Source organism: Romboutsia sp. Marseille-P6047 (assembly GCF_900604535.1).
In the GTDB taxonomy this organism is placed as follows: Bacteria; Bacillota; Clostridia; order Peptostreptococcales; family Peptostreptococcaceae; genus Romboutsia_E.
This window is the reverse complement of record NZ_UWOT01000014.1, coordinates 1-25,957: the sequence shown is the minus strand read 5'-3', so window position 1 is coordinate 25,957 and position 25,957 is coordinate 1. Positions and strand designations below refer to the sequence as shown.

At 27.2% G+C, this 25,957-nt stretch carries 28 protein-coding genes, 1 riboswitch and 1 other annotated feature; of the genes, 25 read left to right on the top strand and 3 right to left on the bottom strand.

Annotated elements, in window-relative coordinates:
- The first annotated feature begins 14 nt into the window (after positions 1–14).
- The 8 genes from EIH23_RS17015 to EIH23_RS12805 all read left to right on the top strand — a co-directional run bounded on the left by EIH23_RS17015 (position 15) and on the right by EIH23_RS12805 (position 5,481).
- The gene (locus EIH23_RS17015) at positions 15–572 is read left to right on the top strand and encodes a hypothetical protein (RefSeq protein ID WP_330566291.1); all 558 of its coding nucleotides are present in this window, start codon (positions 15–17) and stop codon (positions 570–572) included.
- Positions 573–576: 4 nt separating this feature from the next.
- A complete protein-coding gene (locus EIH23_RS12835) occupies positions 577–1,005 on the top strand; it encodes an MOSC domain-containing protein (protein WP_122640751.1) in 429 nt (142 codons plus the stop codon).
- A gap of 71 nt (positions 1,006–1,076) precedes the next feature.
- Entirely contained in the window at positions 1,077–1,334 is a 258-nt protein-coding gene (locus EIH23_RS12830; RefSeq protein WP_122640749.1) for a (2Fe-2S)-binding protein, read from the top strand.
- Between the two features lie 169 nt (positions 1,335–1,503).
- Entirely contained in the window at positions 1,504–1,812 is a 309-nt protein-coding gene (locus EIH23_RS12825; protein ID WP_122640747.1) for a hypothetical protein, read from the top strand.
- Between the two features lie 706 nt (positions 1,813–2,518).
- Positions 2,519–3,142, top strand: coding sequence for a hypothetical protein (locus tag EIH23_RS12820; RefSeq protein ID WP_122640745.1), 624 nt, complete (start codon positions 2,519–2,521; stop codon positions 3,140–3,142).
- A 151-nt stretch (positions 3,143–3,293) separates the two neighbouring features.
- The gene (locus EIH23_RS12815) at positions 3,294–4,484 is read left to right on the top strand and encodes a sensor histidine kinase (protein WP_122640743.1); all 1,191 of its coding nucleotides are present in this window, start codon (positions 3,294–3,296) and stop codon (positions 4,482–4,484) included.
- A 156-nt stretch (positions 4,485–4,640) separates the two neighbouring features.
- Positions 4,641–4,757, top strand: coding sequence for an ArsR family transcriptional regulator (locus EIH23_RS12810; RefSeq protein WP_122640741.1), 117 nt, complete (start codon positions 4,641–4,643; stop codon positions 4,755–4,757).
- A 265-nt stretch (positions 4,758–5,022) separates the two neighbouring features.
- On the top strand, positions 5,023–5,481 hold the full coding sequence (locus tag EIH23_RS12805; protein WP_122640739.1) for a YdeI/OmpD-associated family protein: 459 nt from the start codon (positions 5,023–5,025) through the stop codon (positions 5,479–5,481).
- 36 nt (positions 5,482–5,517) lie between these two features.
- On the opposite strand, the gene EIH23_RS12800 is transcribed toward EIH23_RS12805, so the two are convergent.
- A complete protein-coding gene (locus tag EIH23_RS12800) occupies positions 5,518–7,065 on the bottom strand; it encodes an ASKHA domain-containing protein (RefSeq protein WP_122640737.1) in 1,548 nt (515 codons plus the stop codon).
- Positions 7,066–7,653: 588 nt separating this feature from the next.
- Positions 7,654–7,812, bottom strand: coding sequence for a hypothetical protein (locus EIH23_RS17010; RefSeq protein ID WP_330566290.1), 159 nt, complete (start codon positions 7,810–7,812; stop codon positions 7,654–7,656).
- A 66-nt stretch (positions 7,813–7,878) separates the two neighbouring features.
- Here EIH23_RS17010 and EIH23_RS17140 point away from each other — a divergent pair, with 66 nt between their 5' ends.
- The 7 genes from EIH23_RS17140 (at position 7,879) to EIH23_RS17000 (ending at position 15,175) form a co-directional block, all read left to right on the top strand.
- Positions 7,879–8,025, top strand: coding sequence for a winged helix-turn-helix transcriptional regulator (locus EIH23_RS17140; protein ID WP_122640736.1), 147 nt, complete (start codon positions 7,879–7,881; stop codon positions 8,023–8,025).
- A gap of 572 nt (positions 8,026–8,597) precedes the next feature.
- Complete coding sequence (locus EIH23_RS12780; protein ID WP_122640735.1) at positions 8,598–9,653, top strand: ABC transporter substrate-binding protein; 1,056 nt, start codon at positions 8,598–8,600, stop codon at positions 9,651–9,653.
- A 99-nt stretch (positions 9,654–9,752) separates the two neighbouring features.
- Entirely contained in the window at positions 9,753–10,691 is a 939-nt protein-coding gene (gene metA / locus EIH23_RS12775; protein ID WP_122640733.1) for a homoserine O-acetyltransferase MetA, read from the top strand.
- Positions 10,692–10,776: 85 nt separating this feature from the next.
- Positions 10,777–10,884, top strand: a riboswitch (SAM riboswitch).
- Between the two features lie 79 nt (positions 10,885–10,963).
- Complete coding sequence (locus EIH23_RS12770; protein ID WP_122640732.1) at positions 10,964–12,277, top strand: O-acetylhomoserine aminocarboxypropyltransferase/cysteine synthase family protein; 1,314 nt, start codon at positions 10,964–10,966, stop codon at positions 12,275–12,277.
- Between the two features lie 231 nt (positions 12,278–12,508).
- Positions 12,509–14,275, top strand: coding sequence for a hypothetical protein (locus EIH23_RS12765; protein ID WP_243113409.1), 1,767 nt, complete (start codon positions 12,509–12,511; stop codon positions 14,273–14,275).
- Between the two features lie 80 nt (positions 14,276–14,355).
- On the top strand, positions 14,356–14,814 hold the full coding sequence (locus tag EIH23_RS17005) for a hypothetical protein (RefSeq protein ID WP_330566289.1): 459 nt from the start codon (positions 14,356–14,358) through the stop codon (positions 14,812–14,814).
- A 208-nt stretch (positions 14,815–15,022) separates the two neighbouring features.
- Positions 15,023–15,175 (top strand): hypothetical protein, encoded by a 153-nt coding sequence (locus tag EIH23_RS17000; protein WP_330566288.1) that lies wholly within the window; start codon positions 15,023–15,025, stop codon positions 15,173–15,175.
- 82 nt (positions 15,176–15,257) lie between these two features.
- Here EIH23_RS17000 and EIH23_RS12755 read toward each other — a convergent pair whose 3' ends face one another.
- A complete protein-coding gene (locus tag EIH23_RS12755; RefSeq protein ID WP_122640730.1) occupies positions 15,258–15,419 on the bottom strand; it encodes a DUF3006 domain-containing protein in 162 nt (53 codons plus the stop codon).
- A 136-nt stretch (positions 15,420–15,555) separates the two neighbouring features.
- On the opposite strand from EIH23_RS12755, the gene EIH23_RS12750 reads away from it, so the two are divergent.
- From EIH23_RS12750 to EIH23_RS12705, 10 genes are all read left to right on the top strand, one after another.
- Entirely contained in the window at positions 15,556–16,302 is a 747-nt protein-coding gene (locus tag EIH23_RS12750; protein ID WP_122640728.1) for a M48 family metallopeptidase, read from the top strand.
- A gap of 41 nt (positions 16,303–16,343) precedes the next feature.
- On the top strand, positions 16,344–16,772 hold the full coding sequence (locus tag EIH23_RS12745; RefSeq protein WP_122640726.1) for a hypothetical protein: 429 nt from the start codon (positions 16,344–16,346) through the stop codon (positions 16,770–16,772).
- A 107-nt stretch (positions 16,773–16,879) separates the two neighbouring features.
- Positions 16,880–17,129 (top strand) — a binding site (T-box leader).
- Between the two features lie 81 nt (positions 17,130–17,210).
- Entirely contained in the window at positions 17,211–17,438 is a 228-nt protein-coding gene (locus EIH23_RS12740; protein ID WP_122640725.1) for an ACT domain-containing protein, read from the top strand.
- A 24-nt stretch (positions 17,439–17,462) separates the two neighbouring features.
- The gene (gene ilvD, locus EIH23_RS12735) at positions 17,463–19,112 is read left to right on the top strand and encodes a dihydroxy-acid dehydratase (RefSeq protein WP_122640724.1); all 1,650 of its coding nucleotides are present in this window, start codon (positions 17,463–17,465) and stop codon (positions 19,110–19,112) included.
- An 18-nt stretch (positions 19,113–19,130) separates the two neighbouring features.
- The gene (gene ilvB, locus EIH23_RS12730) at positions 19,131–20,807 is read left to right on the top strand and encodes a biosynthetic-type acetolactate synthase large subunit (RefSeq protein WP_122640722.1); all 1,677 of its coding nucleotides are present in this window, start codon (positions 19,131–19,133) and stop codon (positions 20,805–20,807) included.
- Between the two features lie 42 nt (positions 20,808–20,849).
- A complete protein-coding gene (gene ilvC, locus EIH23_RS12725; RefSeq protein WP_122640720.1) occupies positions 20,850–21,872 on the top strand; it encodes a ketol-acid reductoisomerase in 1,023 nt (340 codons plus the stop codon).
- A gap of 187 nt (positions 21,873–22,059) precedes the next feature.
- Entirely contained in the window at positions 22,060–23,169 is a 1,110-nt protein-coding gene (locus EIH23_RS12720) for a DUF362 domain-containing protein (RefSeq protein WP_122640718.1), read from the top strand.
- 214 nt (positions 23,170–23,383) lie between these two features.
- Positions 23,384–24,181: a molybdate ABC transporter substrate-binding protein gene (modA, locus tag EIH23_RS12715; protein WP_122640716.1), complete on the top strand. Its 798-nt coding sequence runs from the start codon at positions 23,384–23,386 to the stop codon at positions 24,179–24,181.
- A gap of 22 nt (positions 24,182–24,203) precedes the next feature.
- Entirely contained in the window at positions 24,204–24,896 is a 693-nt protein-coding gene (gene modB, locus EIH23_RS12710) for a molybdate ABC transporter permease subunit (protein ID WP_122640715.1), read from the top strand.
- A 4-nt stretch (positions 24,897–24,900) separates the two neighbouring features.
- Complete coding sequence (locus EIH23_RS12705; protein ID WP_122640713.1) at positions 24,901–25,938, top strand: sulfate/molybdate ABC transporter ATP-binding protein; 1,038 nt, start codon at positions 24,901–24,903, stop codon at positions 25,936–25,938.
- The last annotated feature ends 19 nt before the right edge of the window (positions 25,939–25,957 follow it).

Below are 25,957 nucleotides of genomic sequence, written 5' to 3'. Positions count from 1 at the left end.
ATAAGTTAAATGATGTGTTAATATCAATAGATAAGGCTATAAGTCTTGGTATAAAGGTTAAAATAAATACAGTAATAGTTGATGAAATAAATAAAGATGAAATACTAGATTTTGTTAATTTAACAAAGTATATGGATATAGATATTAGATTTATTGAACTTATGCCAATAGGTGAAGGTAAAAAGCATAAAGGCATAAAAAATGATGAAATTATAGAAATAATAAAATCTAATTTTAAAAACATTCACGAAGAAAAAAGAGTAAAGAGTAGCGGGCCTGCTTTTTACTTAAAAATAAATAACTATAAAGGTAAAATAGGATTTATTAGTCCAATATCGAATTGTTTTTGTGATCAGTGCAATAGAATTAGATTAACATCAGAAGGTTTTTTAAAGAAATGTCTTCATTATAATTATGGAGTAGATTTAAGAAAGCATTTGAGATCTGATATTTCTGAAAATGAACTTAGAAAAATAATACAAAAGACTATATTTGATAAACCAGAAAAGCATTTATTTATGGATCTATGTGATGATAAAGAAAATAAGTATATGAATAGCATTGGAGGATAACATTATGGGTGAGATATTAGCAATTTGTATAAGTGAGAAAAAGGGTACATTAAAAAATGAAATTAATGAAGCTAATTTTATAGAGGATTTTGGAATTGAAAATGATGCTCATGCTGGTAAATGGCATAGACAAGTTAGCTTATTAGGGTTTGAAAAAATTGATGCATTTAGAAAAAAAGGTGCTAATGTAGATTTTGGTGCTTTTGGAGAAAATTTAGTTGTTGAAGGAATAGAGCTTGAAAAACTTCCTATAGGTCAAAAGATACAAATAGGAGAGGTGCTTTTAGAGGTTACTCAAATAGGTAAAAAGTGCCATGACAAATGTCAGATATATTATCAAGTAGGAGAATGTATAATGCCTAGAAATGGTATATTCACAAAGATATTATCTGGAGGAAGAGTTAAAGTTGGAGATAAGTGTGAATTAGTTTAGATAAAGTGAATAATACCCCATATTAAATAGAATAATAAAAGTATTAAGTTTTAAATAAAAGGAGAATTAATATGGGATTAGAAAAAGAAAAATATTTAAAAATTAGAAAAGCTCAAGCACAAGGTGTTAGAACAGTTGAAGAACTTAAAGAAATAGAATCATTATTAAGAAATGCCTGTGCATGTAAAAATGTAACCATAGATGAAGTTGTAAAAGCGGTTGAAAATGGTGCAGATACTGTTGAAAAAGTTGGTGAAGCTACTAAAGCAGGTACTGGATGCGGTAGATGTAAAGGAATAATATCTGACATTATAGAAAATAAAAGATAATTAATATAATAAAAATCCTTATGAAAATATATGTAATCATAAGGATTTTTATTATTTTATTTACGAAAAATGATGAGTTTTAAATAATTATATGAAAATAAGGGATAATAATCATATAGATTTATAGAATTTTTGAAAATATATATATAGTTTTGAAAAGGAGAAACATATGAAGCAATACACTTTTAAAAATAGAGACGACGTTGTAGAATTTTTAGATAATCATAATTTTAAATACTATATTCCAAGATTAAGAGAATATATGAGTAACATTAAAGATGAACTTAAATATTATTATATAGAAGTATCAAACTCTGAAGAAGTAGAAAATTGTTATATTGTATCTATTTCAGGAGAAAGAGAATTTAAAGAAAACTTTTTTGATATTAATAAAGTTGATGAGTTTAAAGATACTGCTTACAACATAGAATATAGAGATAGTAAATATAAAGAAGGAATAGAGCATGACTACTTTTAAAATATGTAATGTAAAATGTTACTTTTACAATTCAATAAACTGTATTTTATTATACTTAAATTGAATGTAATTAAGATTAGTAGTACTTAAATATAAAAATAGAATCAGCATAATCAGGTACTGATTCTATTTTGTAATATGATAATTTTTATATAACTTACTTAAATATTACATGCAACAAATAAAGCAACTATGAGTATTATCTTTTTTATAGTTCTTATATTTAGACTCCAACCTACACAATAACATCTTTATATTTATCTTATGACTCATAATATAAGTATGTTTTATAACATATAATCTATTATAATTAATAATATAGTAGAAGCTGGTTTATATCACTTGCATTGGCTGTTGTAATTAATATATTAATAAATAAAATTTAACATCCTATATTTTTTATATTAAGAGTGAAATATCAATTCATATACACATAAATACATTACTAAAAACACTTATGAATGACTTTTGTGAAAATGTATCTGTTTTATTAGGAAATCACTAATGAGTAGATATTACGTCAGTAATTTAGTTATACTTAGCATGAAACTAATATTGTGACTATATAAAATATATGTTATTTAATTCCCAGTAGAATGTATTCTATATTATAAATTAAATTTCAAAAATTACATAAAAAAGACAAATAACGACATAAAAAAATAGATTTATATGATAAAATTTATATAAAAGTAGGGGGGTATATATGTATATGATAGGCAAAAAACATACAAAAAATGAAAATACGTTACTAATTTATATTATTTTAAGTATGATACTATTATCAATTACTCTTATTGTAAATGTATTTTTTAAAGATAATATTGAAATTGATTATTTAAGTTCGACATTACAATTCATAAAGCTATTCAACGTTATAATTTCTATACTAGGTGTAGTTAGCTGTTTAGTATCATATAATAGAAGTAAATATAATGATATGTTTATTACATCATTAATGTATATAGGACTAGCAGTTGGAATATTATTTGGCCAGATAGATTATTTACCGTTTTATCATGATGAATTAAAACTGTCTACATATATAGTTGTTTCATCTTCTTTACTTAGAATTTTTTTACTTACACTTTCTGTATTACCAGAAAATAAATTGAAAAATAAAATAAATAATAATAAACTTATTTCAGTTTTAATTACTATATTTTTAACTATAATACTTGGAACATTTGAAAGAAAGATAACTACGATATATAGTTCACAATACAGTAATAATTTTTTGATAGTATATAATATTTTTTTAATAATCATTTATACTACCTGCTCAATAAAATTACTTACTGAATTGAAGAAAATGAGTATATGTTTGTAGTTTTAAGCTCAAGTATATTTATCCTGCTATAAAAGCTGCTTATGCTATATACATATCAAATAAGTTAACATTTTATACTAAATTAATATCAGTATCGCTAACATATATATGTTTTTTTATTATTATCATAGGAGCATTAATTGAATTATTTATGTATATATCTAGAACTAATGCACTGAATGATAGATTAAGGATATTTCACAGTTTAGCAGAGAATAATAATCACAGTTTTACTCTAATATTCGATGAGGATACAAACTTATTCTATGTTAATGATAAAGTAAAAGAGTATTACGAATGTAATAATGATATTAATAAATTAGAATTAATTTTTAAAGAAAAAATTAACTCTATTGATAAGCAAAGAGATATTATAGAAGCATTAGAGCTAAATAACTCATGGAGAGGGATAATAAAGAGTAGAAAATATGATAAAACTATAGATTGTTGTGTTCAGCCAATTAACTTAGCAAAAAATAAAAAATATATAGCTGTTACATATATAGATATAACAGAAGCTGTTAAAAATGAGTTAGAAGTAGAAAAACTTAGACTGTATGATAAAGAAAAAAGTGAATTTATAGCTAATATTTCTCATGAACTAAAAACACCATTAAATTTATTTTATTCATCTATTCAATTATTAGATAAATTTATTGAAATAGATGAAATAGACTTTAAGCTTATTTACAAAAAATATAATAAAGTATTACATACAAATTGTGATCGAATGACAAGGTTAGTAAACAATATTATGGATTTATCTAAGATAGATATAGGTGTTTTAAAAGCTGATTTTAAAAATTATAATATAATATCTATTGTAGAAGATGTAACTTTATCTGTTGTAGAATATGCATCACTAAAGAATATAAATATACAATTTGATACAGATGAAGAAGAGCAAATAATAAAATGTGATGCTTATATGATAGAGAGAGTTATGCTTAACCTATTGTCAAATGCAATTAAATTTTCTAGTGAAAATGCAAATATTTTTGTAAATATACTAACAAATAAAAAATGGATTGAAATAAATGTAACAGATGAAGGAATAGGAATCTCTAAAGAAAATCAAAATATAATATTTAATAAATTTGTGCAAATAGATAAATCATTTACAAGAGCAAATGAAGGAAGTGGCATAGGTTTAAGTATAGTACAGTCTATAATAAATCTTCATGAAGGAATTATAAATGTAGAGAGTGAGCTAAATAAAGGTACAGTATTTAGAATAGTATTACCGAATAAATGCATAGAAAATAAAAGTTCAACTATATACAATGTTGATAATTATAAAGTAAAATTGGAATTATCAGATATATATGAGGTTAGTATATAGTAGATATTTAAAATAATAAAAAATATGAAGGATATATCACTTTTATAAGTGCTAAATTCTTCATATTTTTTATTCTAACATATACGAGAGTATTTACATTTATAATAAAGTAAATTATTATATGAGTAAAATCAATTTGATATAAGAGATTATAAAATGGAACTAATGAAAATAAAGGCATTATGTGATGAAACCCGAATTAGGATTATAAATATTTTAAGCGATGGTACGCTTTGCGTATGTGAAATAGAGTCAATATTAGAAATAAGTTAATTAAGTGTATCAAGATATTTAAATAAATTGATGAATGCAAACTTAGTAACTTATTATAAAATAAATGATGATATATTAAAGAATCATGAATTTATAAATTTTATACTAGAGGAAGAATTGAAACAAGATGAAAAGTTAAAAAAATGACTATAAAATACTTCAATGCTATAACAATGCTGGACTTAACTGTGAAAATATAGAAAAAGTATATAAAGAAGAGAAATAGATTGGACTTAAAAGAAGATTACAGTTTGGAGGAAATAATATGGTCTATAAATTTAAAGCAATAATACAAAATAGGCAAGATAAAGATGCTACTTATATAGAAATACCATTTGATGTAGAAAAAGAATTTGGATCAAAAAGAGTAAAGGTAAAAGCGACTTTCGATGGAATAAAATATAGAGGATCTATTGTAAAAATGGGTACCCCTTGTTACATTATAGGTATTACTAAAGATATAAGAAAGCAAATTAGTAAAGATGCAGGAGACAACGTATTTGTTGAAATAGAAAAAGATGAAGAAATTAGAGTAGTTGAATTACCAGATGATTTTAAATATGCTCTTATTGAAAATGAATTTGCTATGAAATTTTATGATAGTTTATCATATTCATCCAAAAGAAAATATGTACAATGGATAGATAGTGCTAAAAAAGTTGAAACAAGAGAGAAGAGAATAGTTGAAGCAGTTTCAAAATTAGAAAATAAAATTAAACTTTAAATAATATATAAAGTACTAAAGGTTTATTTATAACCTTTAGTACTTTATAATATTTCTTTTTATAAGTTCTTTTTTTACACTTGGATAAGAATCTAAGTTAGTATGTGGTAGAAAGCTTGCAGCTCTCATTTTTCCAACAAAGTCTGTAGCATTACTAAGTTGTAAATACTCTATATTATTTTTTATTTCATAAATATCATTTAATAAATATCTATTAGTAAGTAAATTATATGCACCTTTTAAAGATGTATTTCCTGGGCAAATTATTTTATTGGATTCTAAATCAGGATATATACCGATTGTTATAGCAGCGTTTAGATTTAAATGCGTTCCAAAAGCACCAGCTATATAAAATAAATCTAAATCATTTATATCTAGGCCTATCTCCTCTAATAAATAAGCTACCATTGTATTTGCAGCTGCTTTAGTTTTTAAAAACTGCTTTATATCATTTTGAGTAAAAGTTAGACTTATACCATTGAAACTCTCTTCCTGAGATACATATTCAACAGCATAATCATTTTCAAATTTAATTATTGATGGTGAATTATTAGGAAGTAAAGTTCCTGCAAAATCAATACATTTATTTAAAAATAGTTCTGAAATTAAATCAACTATTCCTGAACCACAAATTCCTTTAGGCTTTTCATTATTAATAGTCGTATATATAATTTTATTATTTATGATTTTTATACTATCAATAGCTCCAGTAGTAGCTCTCATACCATACTTACTAATTCCACCTTCTAGTGCAGGTCCAGCAGCACCTGCAGCTGCAACAAGAAAATCTTTATTTCCTATAACTAACTCACCATTTGTGCCTATATCTATAAAAGCTGATAATTTATCTTTTTTATGAATACCAGTATATAAGAGTCCGCTTATAATATCTCCACCTAGATAATTTGCTACAGATGGAAAACAGTAAACATATCCATTTATGGGCAAATCTAAATCTTTTCCATAAATAAATCCACAGTCATTGAGTACAGGTGTAAATGGATATTGGAAAATTGTCCATGGATCGAGTCCTAATAAGAAATGTATCATAGTTGTATTTCCTGCAATAGTCATTATAGGACACTCTCTTACATGTATATTAGTCTTATTTTCTAGTGAACTTAGTAATTCTTTTAGGCTTTCTATAGTTATATTTTTAATTTCTTCTAATCCATATTTATTTTCCTTTGTATAAAATATTCTACTTAAGATATCATCACCATATTTAATTTGTTTATTAAATACACTTTCTTCTGCAATTATATATCCATTATTTAAGTTAATTAATTGCATTATTATTGTTGTACTTCCCAAATCTACAGCCAGTCCATAATGTTCATTTGTTGTATCGTTTTCTTCTATTCTTGTAATTATCCAGTCATTTTCTCTTTTAACCATAGTAACTGTGATTTTAAAATTATTATTACGACACAATGGATATAAGGATTTTGTTATATTGTATGGCATTATAACATTTTTATATTTAGCATTTAAAAAATTTAATATCCTATCCTTATCTCCAGTTGTATCATTACTATCAGGGATATTTAGTTCTAGGTATATCTTTTCACTTAATGATTTCAATATTTTCACCTCTATTAATTTTAGTTCACATTATAAATAATAGTATAAAATTTATAATATCTCAGTAATTTTGTTATTAATAAGTTTTTGTAATTGTTTTGATATAAATTTAATAATGCTCATATGTTAGAATTTAATTAGAAAAAAATAAAAATTTGTGGAATAGTAAAAGAATATGTATAAATATCGTATTAAGATGAAAAGGTGGTGATTATAATGGGAGGTTTTACTAGAATATCAATGATAGCAATGACGATATAAGCAACTTTTTAGTTTTTTATATCTGTAGTAATTATAAAGTTAAGGTGGAAAAAGGAATAGAAAAATATCAAATAAATTTAACATATATATGTAATTAATGGATATAGGTAAGTTTTTATAAAAAACTAACTATACCTTTAGAAATTATTATTTAATAGATTCATAATCTATTTTAGATTCTTCATCAGTTACCTCAATTTTAAATATAACAGGTCTAATACCATCGTTATATGAGCAGATTGCAATTCATTTATTGTCTATCCAATCATCATAGTAAAACTCTTCACTACCATGAGATAAAGCAAATACATATTGATACATCACCTTCTATGCTTCATCACATGATCCTTCAGGATTTGCATAGTCCCCGTAAAGTATATCTCCAACTTTATATATAGGGCAGTTTCCTAGATTCTTATATCCATACTTTTTTGATAAATCTTCGTGAAATGTTGTTTTTAAAACTTCTATTTTACACTTTTTCATAAAAAAAGCCTCCTAATAAATATTAAAAAATGAGCATGAAAAAATATAATAAATCTGATTTAATTAATGTTAAGTGATAAGATTCTTAATAATCAACTACAAGACTTAGAAAGAGATGGGATTATTATACGAAAAGAATACCTTCAAATTCCTTCTAAGGTTGAGTATTCACTTTCAAAAAGATGTTTATCATTAATGCCTATTTTAGAGTAAATGTGTAAATGGGGTGAAAATAATAGAGATAATAGTTATTAAAAATATAAGTTTTTTTATTGAACTTTAGGTATATAATAAATATTAGTAAATTAAAATATAAGTATATTATATACTTAAAGGAGAAAAGCATAATGAATAGTGGACAAGAGAAATTCTTTAATTTTATAATTGAAAGAGTTGATGTACAAAATCAAAATAAAGCAAAAAAATTATTAAATGAAAGCTTCTCAAAGCAAGATTAAGGAACTTTTAACAAAGAATATATGATAAGCTTTATTCCAAGAATGTTACAGTTAATCAAACCTGAATGTATAGAAGAAGTAAAAAATATAATGACTAATCATAAAGCTTAAAATGGTAAAAAGTATATATAAGTTATTATCTAGTTTTTGTACATAGTAAAGTAAATTTAAAATAAAAAAATCCTACAAAATACTTGTTGGATTTTTTTATTTTAATTATAATATACAATGCTATTTAAATAATTGTTAAAATTACTCATAAAGTAGTTTATAAAACTTATTTAAGGGTATTATCAAATTTATATAATAATGGAAGGAAATTATAGTATGAAAAAATTATTGAAATTATTAAGTTTGTCAATATGTACAATAATTGTTGCTACATCTTTTGTAGGATGCAGTAAAAATTATACAGAAGAAATAAACTTTTTCAACTATGGAGAAAACATAGACGATGAAACAATAAAAGAATTCGAAAAAGAGTACGGCATAAAAGTAAATATGGAAACTTTTGATGATATGGAAGCAATGTATCAAAAAGTTAGCAGTGGAGCAGTTAAATATGATGTTATATTAGTATCAGATGCATTAATGCCAAGAATGATTTCTAAAAATCTTATACAGAAGTTAAATAAGGATAACATACCTAATATATCTCAAATGGATGAAAATTATTTAGATTTAGATATAGACCCAGGTAATAAGTACTCAGTTCCATATATGTTTGGAACAGTAGGCCTTATATATAACAAAGATGTAGTAAAAGAAGAAGTAAATAGTTGGGACATATTGTGGAATGAAAAATATAAAGGCAAAATATTTATGTTTGATACATATAGAGATACAATAGGAGTAGCGTTAAAGAAACTTGGATATTCTTTAAATTCAACTAACCCAGAAGAATTAAAAGAAGCAGAAACATTATTATTAGAGCAAAGAAAACTAGTTGATCCAATATATGGTGTAGATAATGGAACAGTAATGATTCCAGCTGGAGAAAGTGATATAAATATGATATGGTCTGGAGAAGGATTAAATCTTCAAGAAGAAAATCCAAACCTAGTTTATGTAGTCCCAGAGGAAGGAGCAAACTTCTGGATTGATAGTTTATGTATACCATCAAATGCTAAAAATGTAGAAGCTGCGGAGAAGTTTATAAATTTTGTAAGTGATAAAGAAAGTGCATTGAGAATAGCAGATGAGATAGGATATACAACACCAAATAAGGAAGCTAGAGAAATGCAACCAGAAGAAGTAAAGAATAATCCAAATGCATATATGACTTCAGAAATAATGGATAGATGTGAAATTTATGCAGATTTTACATTAGATGTTAAAAAGATGTATGATGAAGTTTGGTTAAATATAAAATCAAATGATTAATATATGTGAGGGAAGATTAAATATCTTTCCTTATTTTTATGCTATAATTTAATTCAAATGAGCTTAGGAAACTAGAGATAAAAAAGGGGGAAGGCTTATATGCCAATAAGAATACCAAAAGAACTACCAGCATTTGAAGTTCTATCAAATGAAAATATATTTGTAATGAATACACAAAGGGCTAACACACAAGACATTAGGCCTTTAAAAATAGGAATATTAAATCTTATGCCTATAAAAATTCAAGCAGAAAATCAACTTTTAAGGTATTTATCAAATACACCACTTCAAGTAGAAATAACATTACTTCAAACTAGAACTTATAAGTGTAGCCATACACCAATAGAACACTTAGAAAAATTTTATAGATATATAGATGATGTAAAAGATCAAAAGTTTGATGGGCTAATTATAACTGGAGCACCAGTAGAGAAAATGGAATTTGAAGATGTTGAATATTGGGATGAGTTAAAAGAAATAATGGAGTGGACTAAGAGCAATGTATTTTCAACAATGCATATATGTTGGGGGGCTCAAGCTGCACTTTACTATCATTATAATATTGAAAAATATACTTTAGATAAAAAATTATTTGGAGTATATAAACATTGGAATAACTGCCAGTATGAAAATTTGACAAGAGGATTAAATGATATATTTTATGCTCCACACTCAAGACACACATCAATAAAAAGAGAAGATATAGAAAATATAAAAGAATTAGATATATTGTCAGAATCTGAGGAAGCTGGAGTATTTATAGTAGCAAGTAATGATAGAAGGCAAATATTTATAACGGGTCATTTAGAGTATGATAGAGATACTTTAAAAAATGAATACTTTAGAGATTTAAATAAAGGTCTTGAAATAGAAATTCCTATGTACTACTTTGAAAATGACGATGTAAACTCTATACCTAGAGTTAATTGGAGGGAAAGTGCTAATATAGTATTTGGAAATTGGCTAAACTACTGTGTATATCAAGATACACCTTATAATATTAATGACATAGGAATTAATTTGGTTAAAGTAAAATAAATTTTATATAAATAAAATAAATAAGTTTGTTGCATGATGATATAATGTAAAATACAATATACTTAATTAAATAAACTTAAATGAAATCTTATTTAGAGAGGTGGAGGGATAGGCCCTATGAAACCCAGCAACCAGTATTAAAAATATATGGTGCTAATTCCTACTTATGTATTATTCATAAGAAAGATAAGAGAGTATGCTTTGGAAATTAGGCCCTCTTTTATAAAAGAGGGTTTTATTATTTTTTTTATATATTATAGGGGGCATTAAGAATGGGAAATAGAAAATTAGGATTTGATACAATACAAGTTCACGGAGGACAAAATCCAGATCCAACAACAGGTTCTAGAGCTGTGCCAATATATCAAACTACATCTTATGTATTTAACAGTGTTGAACACGGAGCAAACTTATTTTCACTTAAAGAAGAAGGTAATATTTATACAAGGATTATGAATCCGACAACAGATGTTTTTGAACAAAGAATGGCACTATTAGAAGGCGGAGTAGGTGCAGTTGCGGTAGCATCAGGTTCAGCAGCTATAACTTATGCTATTTTAAATATATTAGGATCAGGAGATGAAATAGTATCAGCAGGAACTTTATATGGAGGTACTTTTAACTTATTTTCTACAACGCTGCCAAGACTTGGAATCAAGACCACATTTGTAGACTGCGATAATCCTGAAAATTTTAAGCATGCTATTAATGAAAATACTAAAGCTTTATACATTGAAACTATAGGTAATCCGGTAATAAATATAGCGGATATAGAAGCTATTGCAAAAATTGCACATGAAAATAATATACCACTTATAGTTGATAATACTTTTGGAACACCATATTTAGTTAAGCCCTTTGAATTTGGTGCAGATATAGTAGTTCACTCAGCTACAAAGTTTATAGGTGGTCATGGAACGTCTATAGGAGGGGTTGTAATTGATTCTGGGAATTTTGATTGGGAAGGTAGTGGTAAATTTGATGTCCTTGTGGAGCCAGATTCAAGTTATCATGGTATGAGCTACACAAAAGATGCATGTAAAGCAGCCTACATTACTAAATTAAGAGTCCAACTTTTAAGGGATACAGGTGCTTGTATAAGTCCATTTAATTCATTTTTATTATTACAGGGGCTTGAAACCTTATCACTAAGACTTGATAGACATGTTAGTAATACTAAAAAAATAACAGAATATCTAATTAATCACTCACAAGTATCATGGGTAAATTATCCTGGCCTTAAAGATAACAAATATTATGAGCTAGCTAGTAAATATTGTCCTAAGGGACCAGGTTCTATATTTACATTTGGAATAAAAGGTGGAGTCAAGGCTGGTAAAGTATTTATAGAGTCATTAAAAATTTTCTCCCACCTGGCAAATGTTGCCGATGCAAAATCTCTTGTTATACATCCAGCAAGTACAACTCATGCTCAATTAAATGAAGAAGAACAAAAACTAGCAGGTGTTTCACCAGATATGATAAGGGTATCTGTTGGTATAGAAGACGTAGAGGATTTAATTGCTGACTTAGAAAATGGTTTAAAAAAAGCAAGCGAAATTTGTTTAGAAAAAATTGCTGATTAAAAAATAGTCAAATATAAGTTTACCATTAAAAATAGTAACTATACTAGATATTAAACTTCTAGAGTAGTTAATATTTTTATAAATTATATAAGAAGATGATATTGAAGGAAATCATAAAAAGAAACATTGAAAATAAAACGTAGATAAAAAACTAAATATGTTTAAGAATATTAGATAAAGTATATATAAATACTAAATATAAAACTATTAAAGATAAAAGGAATAAGGATTATGACTAAGGAAAAAAGACGTATAATAATAGATTTTGAAGTATTATCCAAAGGTGGGTTTTGGATGTGTTGTATGAAAGATTATAAGACAAAAAAGGAACATACAATAATAAACAATAGGGATGAACTTATAAGAGTTTATAATAAAAATAAAAATTCAATTTGGGTTGGATATAATATAAAAGGATATGATCAATGGATACTAAAGGCAATTATAGCAGGATTGAATCCTTGTGAAGTATCAGATAAGCTTATAGAACAAAAAATATCAGGATGGCAAATTGATAGAAACTTACATAAAATCCCATTATATATTTTTGAAATAAATGATAATTTTAGAAGTTTAAAAGAGCTTGAATTATTTATGGGAGAAGATATAAGGGAAAGTACAGTATCTTTTGATTTAAATAGATATCCAAATGAAGAAGAAATTAAAGAACTTACTACATATTGTCTACATGATGTTAGAATGACTACAAAAGTATTTGAAGAAGTTTATTATAAATATGAAGCTCAGCGTGGTCTTATAGAGTATTTTAATTTAGATGAAATTATGTTTAATAAAACAGAGGCTCAGCTAAGTGCATACATATTAGGAGCAAAAAGGCCTAACTACGACAGAAATGATACTAATGAGTTTGAGATAATAGATACAATAAGGCTTAGTAAATACAATGATATAAAGAAGTGGTATGAAGATTATAATAATAGAGATTTGAAAAAGTATCTAAGAACCACTGTATATGGAATAGAAACCGATTTTGGATGGGGAGGACTTCATTCTGCTAGAAAAAAATATGAGGCTAAAGATTATATTGTTAATTCTGATGTAAGTTCTTTTTATCCATCTATAATGATAGAATATAACCTTAATAGTAGGAATGTAAAAAATCCAGATAAATATAAGGAAATAAGAGATACAAGATTTAATTTAAAAAAAGAGAAAAATCCAATAGAGAAGTCTTTGAAAATAGTTTTAAATAGTGCATATGGAGCTTGTATGGATGCAACTAATGATCTTTATGACCCAAGACAAGGAACAGCTATTTGTGTAAATGGTCAACTTTTATTATTAGATCTTATAGAAAAAGTTGAATTAGAATTTAAGGATAATGCTCAGTTTATACAAGGAAATACAGATGGTGTTATGTTTAAGTTTAATTCTAAAGAAGATGTTAATAGATATTTAGAAATATGTAAAACTTGGTGTGAAAGAACTAAAATGGAACTTGAACACGATTTTATTAAAAAAATAATACAAAAAGACGTTAATAATTATGTATACATCAAAGAAAATGGAGAGGTAAAGAGCAAAGGTGCTTATGTAAAAAAATTGAGCATAATAGATAATGATTTACCAATAGTTAATAAAGCTATAAAAGAAAAATTAATTAATAATATTGATATTGAAGATACAATTAATAATTGTAATAAGCTTATAGAGTTTCAAAAGTGCGTAAAAATAACGGGAAAATATAGCCATGCAGTACATGGAGATGAAAATATAAATTTAAAAGTACTTAGGGTATTTGCTAGTAAAAGATACTTTGATTATCCTATTATGAAGATGAAGGGTGATAATAAGTTAGAAAAAATAAGTTATACTCCAGATAGAGTATTTATAGATAATAGTAATATTAAAGATAAAGAAGTACCTGAAAATCTTGATAAATCATGGTATATATCATTAGCAAAGGAAAGACTTGATAGCTTTGTTCCAGAAAATACTATTACCTTATTTGATTTTTTAGATATGACTCAAAATTAAAAGTTAAAATGATAGGGGTATAAATATGGTATTTTAATGAATATTTATTTAATATTATATTTTATAAAGGGGAGTGAGTTATGTCAAATAAAAGTAGAATATTAATAAATAGGGATGGATTTACATCTAAGTTAGGATTTATACTTGCGTGTGTAGGTTCAGCGGTAGGTATGGGTAATATATGGATGTTTCCATATAGAGTAGGTCAATTTGGAGGAGCAACATTTCTTATACCGTATTTATTATTTGTTGTATTATTAGGATATACAGGTCTTATAGAAGAGTTTGCATTTGGGAGAATGACTCAAACTGGTCCTATAGGATCTTTTGATTATGCAATGAAATCTAGAGGATATAAAGGAGGAAGTGTATTTGGAATAATTCCAGTTCTAGGAGCATTTGGTATAGCTGTAGGATACGCAGTAGTCGTGGGATGGTTTATTAAATTTTTAGTAGGTTCTATAACTGGTGATATGCTAAGAACTCTAGATTCTGGAGTTTATTTTGGAGAAATATCCGGAAATTTTGGGCATCTATAACATCACTTATAAATTTACTTGAAGTTCCAATAGAAGCTTTAGAAAATAAGTTAAATTTAAAAAGAAATACATCTGTTTTTTTAGTTTGTATAGTGACATTTTTAATTGGTATATTTATAGAAAATGGATATATTTTAAGCAGATGGATGGATATTGTATCCATATACATAATACCTTTTGGGGCTTTTATATCTGGAGTGATGTTTTTTTGATTATAGGTATTAAAAAAGCTAAAGCTGAAATAGAAACTGGAGCTAAAAAGCCTCTTGGAATTTGGTTTGAACCTATGGCAAAATATGTATTTGTGTTATTAACATTAATTGTATTAGTAGGTGGGGGAATTCTAGGTGGAATAGGATAAAATTTAAAAATAAAAAGATAAAATGGCATGAATAAGAGTTAGTTATAACTAAAATTCATGCCATCTTTGTATATTTAGACTATTAGATTATAGTGTATTGGAAATTTTCAAATAATAAACGAGTTCCTTCATCTATTTCCAAAGGTAGAAGGGCCCTTGCTATGCTTATTCTTTCCTTATGTTCATCTTCAAGTATAGCATAGTCTCCATTTATTAGTGCAACTATATACTCTCTTGTAATCATATTTTTATCCCCTCTTAAAGTTATATTCATATTATATATTTTTAACTGACAAAAAACAATTAATTTTGGTGTCCTTTTGGTGTTTATTTAAGTATGCTATAATCTTAATATTAAACTCAAAAGAGAGGGTATTTATATGAGTAAAGATAAATTATTACATAATAAAAATACAATATCTATAAAGTATAAAGGTATAGATATTAATGTAAATTTAATATATAGAAAAAGAAAGAATATAACTATACAAATCAAGCCTAATTATGAAGTAAGTATAATAAGCCCTTTAGGCGTTCCTAAAAAACTTTTAAAGAATTTTTTAATTGAAAAAAGTGATTGGATTTTAAAGAAGTTTGATGAGTATAAAGAGGTTGAGCATATATATAAAGAAAAAGAGTTTGTAGATAATGAAAAGTATATGTACTTGGGAAAAGAATATAATTTAAAAATTATTATCGATGAGAATGAAGAAGTATTTATAGATAATGACTTACTTATAGTAAGGGTAAAAAATACTGAAAAAGAATATATCAAAAATAAACTAAAGCTTTGGTATAAAAAAGAAAGTGAAAGAATAGTAATTGAAAGGTTAGTTTATTGTAGAGAACACTGTAGCATGATGATGAGGCTAATACCAAGTAAATTAAAGGTCAAGGAACAAAAAAAGAGAGGGGGTACTTGTACATCTAAAAGATCTATATATATAAATTCTAAAATATCTATGGCTAGAAAAGAAGCAATAGATTATATTCTTATACATGAATTTAGTCATTTAGTACATATGAATCATTCAAAAGACTTTTACAGTTTAGTAAAACAAATGATGCCAAATTATAAAGAACAAGAAAAATGGCTTAAAGAAAACTCTTATAAATTAAAGCTTTAAACATATAATTTTAGTAATAGATATGTAAAGGAGGCGTTAGAGTGGCAGATAAGACTAATAGTAGAAAAACTAATTCTAGAAATAGCAATTGCAATACTAATGGTTCAAGTAATAATAGTAATCAAAGTGGTCTAGGATTAGCATCTATTAGTTATGCAGATTTTGTTATTTTATCGTCTACTTTGTCATATGCAATAGCTGAAGAGCTAAATGATGCAGATTTGGATATGCTTATAGCATTTTTTGGTATGATTGTATCTGATTTAGCAATACTTAGAACTAGTCGTGGTATTAACAATGCTCAACAAATATCTACTCAAGAGGAAGAGACAGAATCAGAATCTATAATTGGATCAGAAGATACTTCAACATCATCATCAACTTTAGCATCTGTTGGGAACGTTAGATCTAATTCAAAAAAGAAAAAACGTATAAAAAAGATAAAAAGAAAAAAGAAAAAAGAAAAATAAAAGAAATGAATTAACGTAAAAAAATAAATATTCAGAAAATTTAAATAATACGATTGACATAGATATATATATTGAATATAATTCTATTAACAACAAACAACTTTATTAAAAAAGCAAAGATGGAGACAAAAATACTTAAGTACAATTAATTACAGAGAACCAATTGTTGCTGAGAGTTGGTATTAATTGAAGTATATAATGATCACTCCTAAGCTTTCATACTGAAATTATTAGTAAGTATGAACGTATTCCAGCGTTATATGGATAGGGTTAATATATGACCTGAAAAAGAGTGGTAACTATATTTTTATAGTTACAAATAAGGTGGTACCGCGGAAGACAACTTTCGTCCTTATAAGTAAGATAGGTTTGCTTATATTGATGAGAGTTTTTTTTATTTAAAATAGTGAATTATATATAATTAGGAGGTAGTTTTATATGGATAGAAATTTATATGCTAATTTAAATCAAGGAATAGACTCTTTTTTAAGAGTAGCCATGACATTAAGAAGAAAAGAGATAGCTATAAAAGCTATTAGTATGACTACTGATAAATATGAAAATACTGGGATAAAATTAACAATAAATGAAGATAAAACTTCTTTGCAAGAAGTTATAAATTATATGAATAAGTTGTATGATGTAAAAGACTTAAAAGTACAATAGTTAACAGTTAATAAGGGGGATAAAATGAGAAGTGATAAAGTAAAAGAAGGATTAACTAAAGCACCACATAGATCTTTATTTAAGGCAAGTGGGTATACAGATGAAGAGATAGGTAAACCTTTTGTAGGCATAGTAAACTCTTTTAATGAGATAGTTCCAGGTCATATACATTTAAGAGAGTTAACTGAATGTGTAAAAAGAGGTGTTTTAATGAGAGGAGGAACACCTCTTGAATTTCCATCTATTGCAGTTTGTGATGGAATAGCTATGAATCATGAAGGAATGAAATATTCTCTAGTAAGTAGAGAAATTATAGCAGATAGTATAGAAATAATGGTTAAAGCACATGGATTAGATGGTATAGTTCTTATACCAAGTTGTGACAAGGTAGTTCCAGGGATGTTAATGGCTGCAGCAAGGATAAATATACCATGTATAGTTGTAAGTGGTGGACCAATGCTTGCAGGAAATCTTAATGGAAATAGAGTTGATTTGATAACTACTTTTGAAGCTGTTGGAAAAGTTGCTGATAATAAAATTAGTGAAGATGAACTTTTAGATTTAGAAGATGCAGCATGTCCAACTTGTGGTTCTTGTGCAGGTATGTTTACTGCAAACTCTATGAATTGTATGACTGAAGGTCTTGGAATGGCACTTAGAGGTAATGGTACAATACCAGCAGTTTACTCTGAAAGAAAAAGACTTGCGAAAAAAACTGGTATGAAAATAATGGAACTAATTGAAAAGGATATAAAAGCAAGAGATATTATGAATAAAAAGTCATTTGAGAATGCTCTAGCTTTTGATATGAGTTTAGGATGTTCTACAAACACAGTTCTTCATTTAACAGCTATAGCTCATGAAGCAGGAGTAAAGATGAACTTAGATAAAATAAATGAAGTAAGCTCAAAGGTTCCTAATTTATGTAAGCTTAGTCCGGCAGGAAATGATTACATAGAAGATTTAAATGCATGTGGTGGAGTGTATGCAGTAATGAATGAGCTAAATAAAAAGAGGTTAATTAATACAGACACTTTAACTTGTGAAGTTAAGACTGTAGGAGAACTATTAATAGAAAAAAATGATAATAGTGTAATAAGAGATATAAATAATCCATATTCCAAAGAGGGTGGAATAAAAGTACTTAGAGGGAACTTAGCACCTGATGGAGCTGTAATAAAAAAATCTGCACTAGATTCTAAAGTAGTTGAATTTACTGGAGTAGCTAAGGTATATGAAAGTGAAGAAGATTGTGTAGATGCTATACTTTCAGGAAAAATAAAGAAAGGCGATGCTGTAGTTATAAGATATGAAGGTCCAAAGGGAGGTCCTGGTATGAGAGAAATGCTAACTCCAACATCTGCACTTTGTGGTATGGGTTTAGATGCTGATGTTTGTTTAATTACAGATGGAAGGTTCTCAGGAGGAAGTAGGGGATTTTCAATAGGACATGTATCACCAGAAGCAGCTGAAGGTGGACTTATAGCATATGTATGTGATGGTGACTTAATAAAAGTAAACTTGAAAGAAGGATGTTTACAACTCTTAGTAGATGAAGGTGTTATAACCAAAAGAAAAGAAAATACAGAAATAAAACTTAAGAACTTAAGTGGGTACTTAAGGAAATATGCAAGTTTAGTTAGTTCAGCAGGTAAGGGAGCTGTATGTGAATAGTAAATGAGGAGGTGTAGTATGCAGGGTGCTAGGATTGTATTAGAGTGTCTTAAAAAAGAAGGTGTAAACACTATATTTGGATATCCAGGAGGTGCGGTAATACCTTTATATGATGCACTATATGACTATAAAAATGATTTTAAGCATGTAAGAACTAGCCATGAACAAGGACTTGTACATGCAGCTGATGGATATGCAAGAAGTACAGGAAAAGTTGCTGTATGTTTTGTAACATCTGGACCAGGAGCAACTAATGCTGTAACAGGTATAGCTACAGCCTATATGGATTCTAGCCCTTTAGTAGTAATAAGCGGCCAAGTTCCAACTACATTACTAGGTAAGGATTCCTTTCAAGAAATAGATATAACAGGTGTTACATTATCAATAACTAAGCATAATTATTTAGTTAGAAATATTAAAGATATAGCTCCAACTATAAAAGAAGCTTTTAAGGTTGCTAACACTGGAAGAAAAGGTCCTGTACTTATAGATATACCTAAGGATTTATTTTTAGAGGAGATTGATTTTAATCCAGACAATTACACTTCTTATTTACATAAAATCGATTTAAATAAATTAAACACTTTTGAATTGGATGAAGTTAATAATGAAAGTTTAAATAAAGCTATAGATTTAATACATAAATCAAAAAAACCAATTATCTATGCTGGTGGAGGAGTTAAATCATCTAATGCGGAGGATTTATTACTTGAATTTGCTAAAAAAATAGATACTCCAGTTGTAAATACACTTATGGGGCTAGGGAGTATAGATAGAAAAGATAAACTATCTTTAGGATTAGTTGGTATGCATGGAAGTAGAGAGAGTAATTTAGCTCTTTCTAATTCAGATTTAGTAATAGCAATAGGAGCTAGATTTAGTGATAGAGTTGTAGGAAAGACATCTGAATTTGCAAAAAAAGCAAATATAATTCATATAGATATAGATCCATCAGAATTAAATAAAAATGTAGAGACAGATGTAGTTTTAACTGGAGATGTAGCAAATGTATTAAAAGTACTAATTAATAGCGTAAAAGTTAAAAATAATGAGAATTGGAAAGAGAATATAAAAGAATTTAAAGAAGATATAATGTTAAAAAAAGATGAGTTTCATCCTAAGAATATATTAAAGTTATTAAACCAAAAGATAGGTTCAAATAGCATCGTTGTAACAGATGTGGGTCAACATCAAATGTGGACAGCGAAGTACTGGGAGTACTCTAAGGGAAAAACACTAATAACTTCAGCTGGCCTTGGAACTATGGGATTTGGGTTAGGTGCAGCAATAGGAAGTAAGGTTGGTAATGAAAATAAACTGGTAGTTTTAGTTACTGGAGATGGAAGTTTTAGAATGAACTGTAATGAGCTTGCAACAGTGTCAAAATATAGAATACCAATAGTTATAGTACTTCTTAATAATGGAGCACTTGGAATGGTAAGGCAGTGGCAAAAACTATTTTCACATGAAAGATACTCAGAAACAGATATAGATAATAGTTTAGATTATGTAGTTCTAGCTAAGGCATATAATATAGATGGATACAGTATAAGTGATATAGATGAATTAAATTTAGTTTTAAATAAAGTAGATTTTAATAAACCAATAATCTTACAGTGCAATATAAATAAAGATTATAATGTATATCCGATAGTACCGCCTAATGATGCATTAGAAAACTTAATATGTCATTAGATTAAAATATAAAAATACTTAAGAATATAGGGGGATTTAAAAATGAAAAAAATGTACTATGAAAATGATGTAAACTTAGATGTTTTAAAAAATAAAAAGGTTGCAATATTAGGTTATGGAAGTCAAGGTCATGCACATGCTCAAAACCTTAGGGATAGTGGAGTAGAAGTAGTAGTAGGATTACATGAAGGCAGCAAATCAAGACAAAAAGCTGTAGATGATGGATTTGAAGTTGTAAGTGTTTCCAATGCTACAAAACAGAGTGATATAGTAATGTTACTTCTTCCAGATACAGCTCAAAAGCAAATATATGAAGATAGTGTTAGAGATAATTTAAGAGAAGGTCAAACCTTAGCTTTTGCTCATGGATTTAATATACACTATAATAGAATAACTCCACCGGATTTTGTAGATGTTGTAATGGTAGCTCCAAAAGGACCAGGGCATTTAGTTAGAAGTGTATTTAAAAATGGAAGTGGAGTTCCAGCATTATTTGCAGTAGAGCAGGATCACACTGGTGATGCTGAAACTACAGTTTTAGCCTATGCAAAAGGAATAGGTGCAACTCGTGCTGGAGTACTTAGAACTACATTTAAAGAAGAAACTGAAACTGATTTATTTGGAGAACAAGCAGTTCTTTGTGGTGGAGTAAGTGAGCTTATAAAATCAGGATTTAAAACTTTAGTAGATGCAGGTTATCAACCAGAAGTAGCATATTTTGAATGCTTACATGAAATGAAATTAATAGTGGATTTAATCTATGAAGGTGGATTTGAAGCAATGAGATACAGTATAAGTGACACTGCTGAATATGGTGATTATGTATCAGGTCCAAGAGTAATAACTGATGAAGCAAGAAAAGGAATGAGAGATATCTTAAATGATATACAAAATGGTAAGTTTGCAAAAGAATGGATAGAAGAAAATGAAAGTGGATGCGTAAACTTTTTAGCTAAGAGAAATGAAGAATACAATTCGCAAATATCTGAAGTTGGAAGAAATTTAAGAAATATGATGTCTTTTTTAAATAAAAATGAACAAAAAGTAAAGGCAACAAATTGTTAATTAACACAAATTAAGATTACTTAGTACTGCTATAATAAATATTTATTATAGCAGTACTTTTATTTTTTAGATAAAAGAATTTTAATTATTACCAATTAGATGGTAGAGGTGCAACAAATTTTATAATATAATTAATATTAAGTTGAAAAGTAAGTATATATTACAAATGGGGAAGGAGAATAGATTTATGAATAAATCAAAAGTATATTATACGAACTTAAGAACAAAATTTGGAGAAACTTTACCATTAAAACTAGAAAAGCTTGTAAAAAAAGCAGGTATAGAAGAAATAGATTTTAAGGATAAGTTTACTGCTATAAAAATACACTTTGGAGAAGCTGGTAACTTAGCTTATTTAAGGCCTAATTATTCAAAAGTTATAGTTGATTTAGTAAAGAATAACGGTGGAAAAGTATTCTTAACAGATTGTAATACATTATATGTTGGAAAAAGAAAAAATGCTTTAGAACATCTTGATACAGCTTATGTAAATGGATATAACCCTTTTGCTACAGGATGCCATGTTATAATAGCGGATGGACTTAAGGGAACAGATGAAGCTCTTGTAGAAGTTAAGGGTGGAGAATATGTCAAAGAAGCTAAAATAGGACAAGCTATAATGGATGCAGATATATTTATTAGTATGAATCACTTTAAAGGACATGAGTCAACTGGATTTGGAGGAGCACTTAAAAATATAGGTATGGGATGTGGTTCTCGTGCTGGTAAGATGGAGATGCATAGTAGTGGTAAACCATTTATACAAGAAGATAAATGTGTGAGTTGCAAGGCTTGTTACAAAAATTGTGCTCATGGAGCTATAAGTTTTAATGTAAATAAAAAAGCACAGATAAATCATGATAAATGTGTTGGATGTGGAAGATGTATAGGAAGTTGTAATTTTGATTCAGTAAAAGCTGCTGGAGATGAAGTAAATGATGTATTAAATAAAAAAATTGCAGAATATTCTTATGCAGTATTAAATGGAAGACCAAACTTCCATATAAGCTTAGTTGTTGATGTATCTCCATATTGTGATTGCCATGCAGAAAATGATTTACCTATAATACCAGATGTAGGTATGTTTGCATCATTTGATCCAGTTGCACTTGATATGGCATGTGCTGATGCTTGTAATAAGCAGAGTGTAATAAAGGGAAGTAGATTAGATGAAATGGATCACAATTGTTGTGATCACTTTATAAATAATCATCCAGAAACTAACTGGGAGGTCTGTATAGATCACTCTGTTAAGTTAGGGTTAGGTAATAAGAAATATGAATTAATTGAAATATAAGGTATATTAAGTATATAAAAGGGGTTGTTTTATAATAATTAGTAAAACAGCTCCATTTTTATATTATAATTAAAAAATATAATATAAAAATGGTATTGTCTATTGATAAACTTATGAAAAATATAATAAAATAAATTTATCAAACAAATATACAAAAAGTGATTAAAATATTAAAAATTCAATAAAAAGTATTCATATTTGGGAGGGTAATAAAATGAAACTAAAAAAATCTATAGGACTGTTATTTGTGAGCCTATGCCTATCATTAGGATTAGTAGGATGCAATAATAGTGGGAGTAGCAATTTATCTAATTCAAAACAATTAATAGAACTAAATATATCTGCAGCAGCAAGCTTAAAAGAAGTTATGGAAAAAATAGAAGAAGAATATATCAATATAAATGAAAATGTAAAATTAGTTGTAAACTATGGTTCTTCAGGATCTCTTCAATCTCAAATAGAAGAAGGAGCACCATGCGATGTATTTATATCAGCAGGTCAAAAGCAAATGAAAGCATTAGATGATAAAGGGCTTTTGCTAGAAGGTACATATAAAGATTTATTAGAAAATGATTTAGTTTTAATATCATCAAAAAGTAGCGATATAAATAGTATTGATGATTTAACTACAAATAAAGTAAAACACATAGCTGTTGGAGAGCCAGAAAGTGTTCCAGCAGGAAAGTATGCAGATGAAGTTTTAATAAACTTAGAGTTAAAAGATAAAGTAAGTGATAAACTAGTTTTTGCCAAAGATGTTAAAGAGGTTTTAGCATGGACGCAATCGGAAAATGCAGAAGTTGGATTTGTATATTATAGTGATGCTATAAATTCTGATAAAATAAAAATAGTTGAAACTACATCGGATACATCACATACTGCAATAATATATCCTATAGCTGTTATAAAAGATAGTAAGGAACAAGAAGAAGCAAGAGATTTTGAAGAATTTTTATTAAGTGAACAAGGACAATCAATTTTCAAAGAATTTGGGTATAAAAGTATTAAATAGACTTTAAATGGAGGGCTACGGAGTGATTGCAGAATATTCTCCATTATGGATATCGTTAAAATCAGCATTTTTATCAACAGCAATAACTTTTGTAATTGGAATATTAGTATCTTACTTGATGGCAAATTACAAAGGTAGATATAAAGGACTAATAGATGGATTACTTACCCTTCCATTAGTATTGCCTCCTACAGTAGTAGGATTTTTTTTACTATTATTAATAGGTAAAAATGGATTTGTAGGAAAATTATTATTAAATTTTGATCTAACCTTAGTATTTAGCTTTACTGCAACGGTTATAGCATCGACAGCGGTAGCATTTCCTATGATGTATAGAACATCAAGATCAGCCTTTGAACAAATAGATGATAATCTAATATCTGCAGCAAGAACGTTAGGTCTAAGTGAGTGGAAGATATTTTATAAAATTGCTATTCCTCTAGCATTGCCGGGTATAATTGCAGGAATTGTGCTATCTTTTGCAAGAGCACTAGGTGAGTTTGGAGCCACATTAATGATTGCAGGAAATATACCAGGTAAAACTCAAACTATGCCACTTGCAATATTTTTTGCAGTTGAAGGAAGAGACATGCAAAAGGCAATGATATGGGTATTAATTATTACATTAATTTCTATAATTATGATATTAGTACTTAACTATTGGTCTGAAAATCAGCAAAAGATAATTGGAAAAAGTAGAAAGAAAGGAATATAGCTAAATGAGCTTATATGTAGATATAGAAAAGAACTTATCTTCCTTAACCCTAAAAACTAAATTTGAACAAAAAAGTGGTATATTAGGTTTTTTAGGAGAGTCTGGATCTGGAAAAAGTATGACATTAAAATGTATAGCTGGGTTAGAAAATCCAAGTAAAGGTAAAATAATATTAAATGATAGGGTATTATTTGATTCAGAGAAAAATATAAATTTAAATACTCAAGAAAGGAAAGTTGGCTTTTTATTTCAAAACTATGCCTTATTTCCTCATATGAATGTAACTCAAAATATTGAACTAGGTCTTTCTAAATTACCAAAATCAACAAGAAAAGAGATATCTAAAGAATACATAAAACGATTATGTATAGACGGATTAGAAGATAGGTATCCATGGCAACTATCAGGTGGTCAGCAACAAAGAGTGGCATTGGCTAGAGCTTTGGCACCTTCACCAGATATACTACTTTTAGATGAGCCATTTTCAGCCCTAGATTATCATTTAAGAGGAAGTATGGAAAAGGAGTTAATAAGTATATTAAATGCATATAAAGGTGACGTTATATTTGTTACGCATGATAGGGAGGAGTCTTATCGTGTATGTGATGATATATTAGTATATGATAAGGGAATAAGTATGCCCAAAAGGGAAGTTCATGATTTATTTGATAAGCCTATGTCTTATACTGAGGCTAAAATTACTGGATGCAAAAATATAAGTGAAATAGATATATTCGATGATAATATAATTTATTCAAGAGATTGGAATATTAAATTTAAGCTAAATAAAAATATAGATAAAAAAATAAAGTACATAGGAATAAGAGCTCACTATATATCAATTGTACATGAAGAATCTAATAATACATTTAATTTAAAAATAAATAATATAATTGAAAATCCTTTTAGTTATACTTTGTTTGCAAAAAATGATAATTGTATAAAAAGTATTCAATTAGAGGTAAGTAAAAATATAAAACCTTTAAATATTGGAGATAATGTGTTAGTAAAATTTGAAGAAGATAAAATATTCTTATTTTAATATATAAAAAAGTATGTAA

Bases quoted from the DNA above. Each gene is read 5' to 3' on its own strand.
- EIH23_RS12835 (WP_122640751.1), top strand. From the start codon at position 577: ATGGGTGAGATATTAGCAATTTGTATAAGTGAGAAAAAGGGTACATTA.
- EIH23_RS12830 (WP_122640749.1), top strand. From the start codon at position 1,077: ATGGGATTAGAAAAAGAAAAATATTTAAAAATTAGAAAAGCTCAAGCA.
- EIH23_RS12825 (WP_122640747.1), top strand. From the start codon at position 1,504: ATGAAGCAATACACTTTTAAAAATAGAGACGACGTTGTAGAATTTTTA.
- EIH23_RS12820 (WP_122640745.1), top strand. From the start codon at position 2,519: ATGTATATGATAGGCAAAAAACATACAAAAAATGAAAATACGTTACTA.
- EIH23_RS12815 (WP_122640743.1), top strand. From the start codon at position 3,294: ATGTATATATCTAGAACTAATGCACTGAATGATAGATTAAGGATATTT.
- EIH23_RS12810 (WP_122640741.1), top strand. From the start codon at position 4,641: ATGGAACTAATGAAAATAAAGGCATTATGTGATGAAACCCGAATTAGG.
- EIH23_RS12805 (WP_122640739.1), top strand. From the start codon at position 5,023: ATGGTCTATAAATTTAAAGCAATAATACAAAATAGGCAAGATAAAGAT.
- EIH23_RS17010 (WP_330566290.1), bottom strand. From the start codon at position 7,812: ATGAAAAAGTGTAAAATAGAAGTTTTAAAAACAACATTTCACGAAGAT.
- EIH23_RS17140 (WP_122640736.1), top strand. From the start codon at position 7,879: ATGTTAAGTGATAAGATTCTTAATAATCAACTACAAGACTTAGAAAGA.
- EIH23_RS12780 (WP_122640735.1), top strand. From the start codon at position 8,598: ATGAAAAAATTATTGAAATTATTAAGTTTGTCAATATGTACAATAATT.
- metA (WP_122640733.1), top strand. From the start codon at position 9,753: ATGCCAATAAGAATACCAAAAGAACTACCAGCATTTGAAGTTCTATCA.
- EIH23_RS12770 (WP_122640732.1), top strand. From the start codon at position 10,964: ATGGGAAATAGAAAATTAGGATTTGATACAATACAAGTTCACGGAGGA.
- EIH23_RS12765 (WP_243113409.1), top strand. From the start codon at position 12,509: ATGACTAAGGAAAAAAGACGTATAATAATAGATTTTGAAGTATTATCC.
- EIH23_RS17005 (WP_330566289.1), top strand. From the start codon at position 14,356: ATGTCAAATAAAAGTAGAATATTAATAAATAGGGATGGATTTACATCT.
- EIH23_RS12755 (WP_122640730.1), bottom strand. From the start codon at position 15,419: ATGATTACAAGAGAGTATATAGTTGCACTAATAAATGGAGACTATGCT.
- EIH23_RS12750 (WP_122640728.1), top strand. From the start codon at position 15,556: ATGAGTAAAGATAAATTATTACATAATAAAAATACAATATCTATAAAG.
- EIH23_RS12740 (WP_122640725.1), top strand. From the start codon at position 17,211: ATGGATAGAAATTTATATGCTAATTTAAATCAAGGAATAGACTCTTTT.
- ilvD (WP_122640724.1), top strand. From the start codon at position 17,463: ATGAGAAGTGATAAAGTAAAAGAAGGATTAACTAAAGCACCACATAGA.
- ilvB (WP_122640722.1), top strand. From the start codon at position 19,131: ATGCAGGGTGCTAGGATTGTATTAGAGTGTCTTAAAAAAGAAGGTGTA.
- ilvC (WP_122640720.1), top strand. From the start codon at position 20,850: ATGAAAAAAATGTACTATGAAAATGATGTAAACTTAGATGTTTTAAAA.
- EIH23_RS12720 (WP_122640718.1), top strand. From the start codon at position 22,060: ATGAATAAATCAAAAGTATATTATACGAACTTAAGAACAAAATTTGGA.
- modA (WP_122640716.1), top strand. From the start codon at position 23,384: ATGAAACTAAAAAAATCTATAGGACTGTTATTTGTGAGCCTATGCCTA.
- EIH23_RS12705 (WP_122640713.1), top strand. From the start codon at position 24,901: ATGAGCTTATATGTAGATATAGAAAAGAACTTATCTTCCTTAACCCTA.